General features: G+C 37.9%; 4 protein-coding genes and 1 pseudogene. 3 read left to right on the top strand and 2 right to left on the bottom strand.

Features of this window, described 5'->3' with window-relative positions:
- Nucleotides 1-140: 140 nt before the first annotated feature.
- The 3 genes and pseudogenes from FH976_RS15155 to FH976_RS15145 all read left to right on the top strand — a co-directional run bounded on the left by FH976_RS15155 (nucleotide 141) and on the right by FH976_RS15145 (nucleotide 4,439).
- A pseudogene (locus tag FH976_RS15155) lies at nucleotides 141-2,140 on the top strand (polysaccharide biosynthesis protein).
- Between the two features lie 102 nt (nucleotides 2,141-2,242).
- Entirely contained in the window at nucleotides 2,243-3,409 is a 1,167-nt protein-coding gene (locus FH976_RS15150; protein WP_194091623.1) for a nucleotide sugar dehydrogenase, read from the top strand.
- A gap of 106 nt (nucleotides 3,410-3,515) precedes the next feature.
- Entirely contained in the window at nucleotides 3,516-4,439 is a 924-nt protein-coding gene (locus FH976_RS15145) for an ISAs1 family transposase (RefSeq protein WP_194091624.1), read from the top strand.
- A gap of 248 nt (nucleotides 4,440-4,687) precedes the next feature.
- On the opposite strand, the gene FH976_RS15140 is transcribed toward FH976_RS15145, so the two are convergent.
- Complete coding sequence (locus tag FH976_RS15140; protein WP_194091622.1) at nucleotides 4,688-5,503, bottom strand: glycosyltransferase; 816 nt, start codon at nucleotides 5,501-5,503, stop codon at nucleotides 4,688-4,690.
- 2 nt (nucleotides 5,504-5,505) lie between these two features.
- Complete coding sequence (locus tag FH976_RS15135) at nucleotides 5,506-6,507, bottom strand: sugar transferase (RefSeq protein ID WP_194091621.1); 1,002 nt, start codon at nucleotides 6,505-6,507, stop codon at nucleotides 5,506-5,508.
- Between the last annotated feature and the right edge of the window lie 679 nt (nucleotides 6,508-7,186).

Here is a 7,186-nt window from a genome sequence, read left to right as displayed (position 1 = left end):
TTTTAACTGTCTCAATCAAGCGCTTAAGCTCTAACGGCTCTACAAGCGTTTAACAAATAAATCATCATTTAAAGCTACTTACATTAATGAGTTTTTTGTTATAGTTACAATATTGTTAATTTCAAACATCATATTGGGTTATGCCCTGGACCGGAATCGAAAAGGAACTTGCCGTGGATAGTTTTATCCGTTCTATTTTAAGTGCTTCTAGGCCTAAAAAGCGCCTTATTACACTTTTTATTGACTCGCTTTTTATAGCAGTCGCTTTTTGGTTAGCCCTTATTGTTAGGCTTGATAGCTTTGAGCCATTAAAAAGTGCTGATAATTGGCTGTTGTTATTGATGTTAATCCCCACCGCTTTGTATGCGTTTATTAGTTTAGGTTTATACCGCGCTGTACTGAGGTACATGAACTCGCAAGCGTTATGGGCTATTGTGTTAGGCACATTTATAACTACAGTAAGCTTGGTGCTGTTAGCTTTTTTTATTAAAATAGATATTCCGCGCACTATGCCGTTTATTTTTGCTTGGTTATGTTTATTGACTGTGGGGGGGGGGCGCGTGTTTTAGTGCGTGCACTTATTGGTAAAATGACAACGAGTAACAAAGAGCCGGTTATTATTTATGGTGCGGGCTCATCTGGGCGTCAATTAGCCACAGCATTAAATGCGGGGCCAGAGTATTTTGTAAATGCGTTTATTGATGACGATGTGACAAAGTATGGCTCTATAGTACAGGGTATTCCTATACGTGCGTTTGACGATATACATGAATTAATAAAAAAACGTAAAGCAACGAAAATATTACTGGCAATGCCCAGTGCTACACGTGCAAGGCGTAAAGAAGTGCTCGCCCAACTTGAGCCTTTGACTATCAAAGTGCTTTCAATCCCAGGAATGGCCGATATAGTCGAAGGTAAAGCGCAACTCACTGAATTTAGAGATGTGGGTATCGAAGATTTACTGGGTCGTGATCCTGTAACCCCTAAACCCGAACTAATGATTGCAAACATAGCGAATAAAGTGGTTATGGTCACTGGCGCGGGTGGCTCGATAGGCTCAGAGCTGTGTAGGCAAATAGTTAAAATTAAACCCACGAAACTAGTGCTTTTTGAACGCAGCGAAATTGCGCTTTACTCTATAGAAAAAGAACTTGCTGAATACATTACCCGCCTAAATCTCGCAATAGAATTAATCCCTATTATGGGCTCAGTACAACGGGTTAACCGCCTTGAAACGGTAATGAGAACTTTTGGTGTAAAAACCATCTATCATGCAGCTGCTTATAAGCATGTGCCATTGGTTGAGCACAATGTTGTAGAAGGTGTGTGTAATAATGTATTTGGTACATATTACGCGGCCAAAGCAGCTGTTGAGGCTAACGTAGATACCTTTGTATTGATTTCTACCGATAAAGCAGTACGCCCAACCAATGTAATGGGCGCGACTAAACGTATGGCCGAGCTAATGTTGCAAGGTTTAGCACAAGATCAAGGTATTAAACATAAAACGCGTTTTTGTATGGTGCGCTTTGGCAATGTACTCGGTTCAAGTGGTTCAGTAGTACCACTATTTCGCCGCCAAATAAAAGAAGGTGGCCCAATAACATTAACTCACCCAGATATTACTCGCTACTTTATGACTATACCTGAAGCGGCACAGCTTGTTATACAAGCTGGCGCTATGGGTAAAGGTGGTGACGTATTTGTACTCGACATGGGCAATTCAGTAAAAATAAAAGATCTCGCCACTAAAATGGTTAGACTATCAGGCCTCGAAATTAAAACCGATACGAACCCTCATGGCGATATTGAAATAAAATGTACAGGCCTTCGCCCAGGTGAAAAATTATATGAAGAACTATTAATAGGCGATAACGTAGAGCAAACACCGCATGAGCGTATAATGACCGCACATGAAGTGATGCTACCGCTCAGTGAGCTTAATGTATTTATTGATGCGCTTGATATTGCATGTCATAATTTTGAACATGAAAAAATTCGCCAGCTATTACTCGATGCACCAACCGGCTTTAATCCCACCGACGGTATTTGTGATTTAGTATGGAATGCCAGGCTTAAAAACGAACCTAAAGATAATACTGAAAACGTAACTAATGTAGTTAATTTAAGTAATCAATAAAGAACAATAGTTAGATGTCAGTTATCAGGTGTAAATATAAATCCGGTAGTGATTAAAGTTAAGAGTTTAATGTAAAAAAACCAGTTGTTTTAGGGAAATAAAATGAAAATTGCAGTAGTTGGTACAGGATATGTAGGCCTCTCTAACGCTATGTTATTAGCACAACATAATGAAGTTGTTGCGCTTGATATTGATGAACAAAAGATAGCGCTTTTAAGTAATAAAAAATCTCCAATTTTTGATACTGAAATTAGTGAGTTTTTAACACGTCGTGATTTAAATTTTACAGCCACTACTGATAAAAATGCAGCCTATAAAAATGCAAATTTTATAGTTATTGCCACGCCAACTGATTATGATGTTGAAAATAACTACTTTAATACCAGCTCGGTTGAAGCCGTTATTAAAGATGCAGTATCACATAATCCAAGTGCTGTTTTAGTAATTAAATCGACAGTACCCGTTGGCTTTACGCAAAATATTAAAACAGAGTTAGGTGTAGATAATTTAATATTTTCACCAGAGTTTTTACGCGAAGGTAAAGCTTTACACGATAACCTGCATCCATCACGAATTGTTGTTGGCGAGCAAAGTGAACGTGCTGAAGTCTTTGCTAATTTATTAAAGCAAGGCGCTATAAAACAAGACATTGAAGTACTGTTTACTGACTCAACAGAAGCTGAAGCTATTAAGCTGTTTTCTAATACTTATCTTGCTATGCGAGTGGCTTACTTTAATGAGCTCGACAGCTACGCCGAAGCGCATGGCTTAAACAGCAAGCAAATTATACAAGGGGTAAGTTTAGACCCACGTATAGGTAATCATTATAATAACCCATCGTTTGGCTATGGCGGTTATTGCTTGCCTAAAGACACTAAACAACTTCGTGCCAATTATGCAGATGTACCAAACAATATTATTGGTGCCATTGTTGATGCTAACACTACTCGTAAAGATTTTATTGCGGATTCAATTATTAAGCGTGAACCGAAAATAGTAGGCGTTTACCGCTTAGTAATGAAAACAGGCTCTGACAATTTTAGAGCCTCAGCTATTCAAGGCATAATGAAGCGTATTAAAGCAAAGGGTATTGAGGTTGTAGTTTATGAGCCTGTACTTGAAGAAAATGAATTTTATCATTCACGCGTAATTAAAGACTTAAACGAATTTAAGCAAATATCAGATGTAGTGGTATCTAACCGTATGGTAGAAGAGCTGAATGATATTGCAGATAAAGTATATACGCGCGACTTATTTGGTAGTGACTAATTAGTTACTTAGCTATAGTAATTGGAAGTATAGGTATTAGTCATAACCTATTTTGTATTTAAACGTCTCATCGCTAGTAACTAGCTTTTTATTGTTTTGACGTTCGATACCTCTTTACTCTTTTACATATAAAGGAATTGGACTGGTTGACCCAGATGAATTTTCTCTTTGTTTTACTCGATGGTGTAACGATATTCAATATGAAAAATCATTAGAAACCAAATATATAGCTATTGATGGCAAGTCTTTGAAAGGCACGTATGATCACAGCAAGAAGAAATGCCTAACGCATATGGTGAATGCTTATTCTGTTGATACTGGTCTAGTTTTAGGGCAACTAAAAACGAGTTCGAAGTCGAACGAAATAACGACCATCCCCGAGCTTCTCAAATTAATTAAAGTTAAAGGTCGGGTCATTAGCGTTGATGCTATGGGCTGCCAGCGTTCAATTGCAGAGTTGATAGTGGGTAGAAAAGGTGATTATTTAATGTCTGTGAAAGATAATCAACCAAGTCTTCATAAAGTCTTTACTGATAATTTTTCACTGGGGCAATTAAGCGATTATTCCGAGTATGCTTATGAAGAGGAAGAAGTCAGACAGCGTGGCCGCAAGGTGCTAAGAAGCTATATAGTCATTCCATTCACAGAGGCGTTTGGTGACTTTTCGGCTAAATGGAAAGGCTTGAAAAGTTTATGTATAGCAACGACTTACCAACGGAAAAATGGTGAGCCTTCAGGCAGTTTGGGGGTTAGATACTTCATTTCTTCTAAGAAAATGAAAGCCGAAGAATTTGGTAAGTTATGTCGAGGTCACTGGGGCGTTGAAAGTATGCACTGGTGGTTGGATGCCGTAATGAATGAAGATGACAGTCGAATCACCTACAAGCACGCATCCGAAAACCTGTCCCGAATTCGTCAAATGTACATGAACTTTATTAAGCTTGTAGAGATGAAAGGGACCTTAAAACGGCGACAATTGAAATGCGCGTTAAATACTGAGTTCCGAGAGAGAGTTTTGTTTGGGACTTAAGGTGTTTTAACAAATTTGCAACTCATGCGGGAACCCTGCGGGCGTACCACTTTCAGCAGTTGGCTTCCTCTTCTACACCTTTCCATGAATGTCGCACTTATTATCTGAAATCGGGTCATAATAATATCAGACAACGATTTATTAATAGAATAATACCAAATGATAGAGCAATTTAAATAATTAATATTGTTAAATTACTCTATCATAACAAATTAGAGTTAATAGGTTTCTTGATTGTGTTACTAGTATTAACCTCTATCTCTGATTAAATGATATATTCCTTTCATTATATCCGCTGGGAATACTCTCAGAATTGCTCTTAAACTAAAATTAAAAAATATCATTGGGCTATAAGATAACTTCAGGCTATAAATTTTCATCATAATTTTCAATTCACTTGATGAGTACCTTATACCTCGTCTCCTTTCTAACATGCCATTACCGACTCGAGCACTAACTAGAGTGCTGTTGAGGTTGTTAATTTTGTAACCTTTAGCTTGAAGTCTGAGCCAGAGATAATAATCTTCCATAAAGTGAAGATGTTGATAGCTACCAACATCAATGATTGCTTTTTTTCGGAAGATCACAGCCATGTGATTAACAGGATTACGCCTCAACGAATAGGCTTGAATGCTTTCTGAACTAGGTACAGTTCTAATTCGAGAAGGTGAGCTTGGGTCTGTTTCAAATTCATTTATATCGCAGCTTAATGCTGCCACACTTTGATTTAAGTCCATATAAGTAACTTGTTTATCGAACCGATCTAAGTGGTTAATATCATCGGTATCAACTCTGGCTACCAAGTCATAGCTACATTCTTTCAACCCCGCGTTTAAAGCTTCTCCTAAGCCTACATTGCTAGGTAAAATAACTTCTTTGATAGGAAGCTTTTTTTTCCACTTATCTAACGTTTCATAAAGCGCATCAGTTAAAGGACCATCATGAACTACAACTACTTCGTTGGCTTCAAGTGTTTGCCAAGCTAAGCTTTCAAAGCATTGCTCTAAGTAAGCAGGCTCTTCTTTAAAGTATAGAGAGCATAATACGGAGAATTTTGAACTCACTTCTATCTCCCCATTCCAAAAACAACGGTCTTAACGGTTAAGAAGAGAATCTTCAATTCCATACGCCAGTTCTGGTGTTTGATGTAGTAAATATCAAATTTATGCTTCCAAACCGCGTCTTCAACAGAGGCGCCGTATGGGTATTTTACTTGAGCTAAACCTGTTACTCCGGGTTTTACTGCATGGCGAAAACGGTAGTATGGAATCTCTTTTTCTAGATCCTCAATAAACACCTCACGTTCAGGACGTGGGCCTACCATCGACATCTCACCTTTATATACGTTGATCAACTGTGGCAGTTCATCAATACGTGTCTTGCGAATAAAGTTACCGACTTTAGTTACTCGAGCATCATTCTTCGTTGCCCACTGAGCACCATTCTTTTCTGCGTCGTTACGCATTGAACGGAATTTGATAACTTCAAATTCTTGATTGTATTGGCCGGTTCGTCGTTGTTTAAAAAAGACAGGGCCTGGTGATTCAAGTTTGATTAATGCGGCAGTTAAAAGCCCGATAGGAATCGCAATCAAACCGATCATGGAAACGAACAGTAAGTCTATAAAGCGCTTTTCATTAACATTTCTTTTGTTTGACAGAATTGAAAAGGCTTTTTGGTGCAGAAAGTATCCACTGTGGAGCAGTTCTGTTTCAGTATAACCAAGCGTTCTATCAAAGTAGCTAGCTAACGGCTCAACCCAAGCACCAAGCTCTATTGCATAGATCAAAAAAGCACGGTTTTCTTCAGATAGTTCCATACTTCTAAAGTGACATAAAGTTTCACCTTTAAAGTCTCTGATTGAGTAATTGTTTATGTCGTGTTTTATGTCATGTCGAGCTAAAACACAACGAAGGGTATCTAAACACGATTCGGGTGCGTATATGTGGAGTGTCGATTTACTTTCTGATGATAGGGTTTGTAGAGCCTGATGATCTGACTCTGCTTCAACGATTGTATCGGAAAGTTCTGGTGGGTGAGCCTGTTTTAGAGCAACTGAGTTTTTCATTATAAGTTTGCTTTATAATTGTTGTTCAAAGAACGTTTAGTAAGTTTAATATCCCTATCAACAAAGCTTTTCTATGTAAGCTCGGTTGTTCCGCATATTGTTATGTTTTGATTTTATCGAATTAAACGATATCACTTTGACAATATGAAGAAACTTAGCCTCCGTTAATGTGGAATATGAATGCGTGAATAATACGCTAAAGTGGCAAACATGTACACATAGTTGATTATGGTTTGGCCTGTGCATAAATCTAAAGTTTTTTATAGGGAGGTGATAAAAATAAAAAAAACTAACATTCTGATATTTATGTTTTTATCGCTTTTTGAACCGCGTTAATTTCAAGTTGCGCATTGTTAGTTAAAGCCACTGATGGGATTACGGTCAATGTATTGCTGCGGCTTGTTCGGTATTACAGCTCTTATCGTGCATTAGTTGATACCGCATTAGAAAATGAGTATAGGCTTGGTTAAGCTGTGGAGGTAAAAGAAACCTTGGAAGGGCGACAATTGAAATGCGCCACATACAAAGTTCCGTGAGAAGTTTTCTTTGATACTTAAGTACTTTTAACCATTTTTCCCTTAACCTGGAAAAACCAAAGGGCGCGAATATACTTTGTTAATCTGATGTAAAAAGAACTTTTTCCCTGTAATCTTTATTCCACGCGGCTTTGTTCATCTTT

The organism is Vibrio hibernica, assembly GCF_015223435.1.
GTDB lineage: Bacteria > Pseudomonadota > Gammaproteobacteria > Enterobacterales > Vibrionaceae > Vibrio > Vibrio hibernica.
This window is presented reverse-complemented; position numbering and strand designations above follow the sequence as displayed.

Excerpts from the sequence above, each read along its gene's own strand:
- FH976_RS15150 (WP_194091623.1), top strand. The coding sequence starts at position 2,243 with ATGAAAATTGCAGTAGTTGGTACAGGATATGTAGGCCTCTCTAACGCT.
- FH976_RS15135 (WP_194091621.1), bottom strand. The coding sequence starts at position 6,507 with ATGAAAAACTCAGTTGCTCTAAAACAGGCTCACCCACCAGAACTTTCC.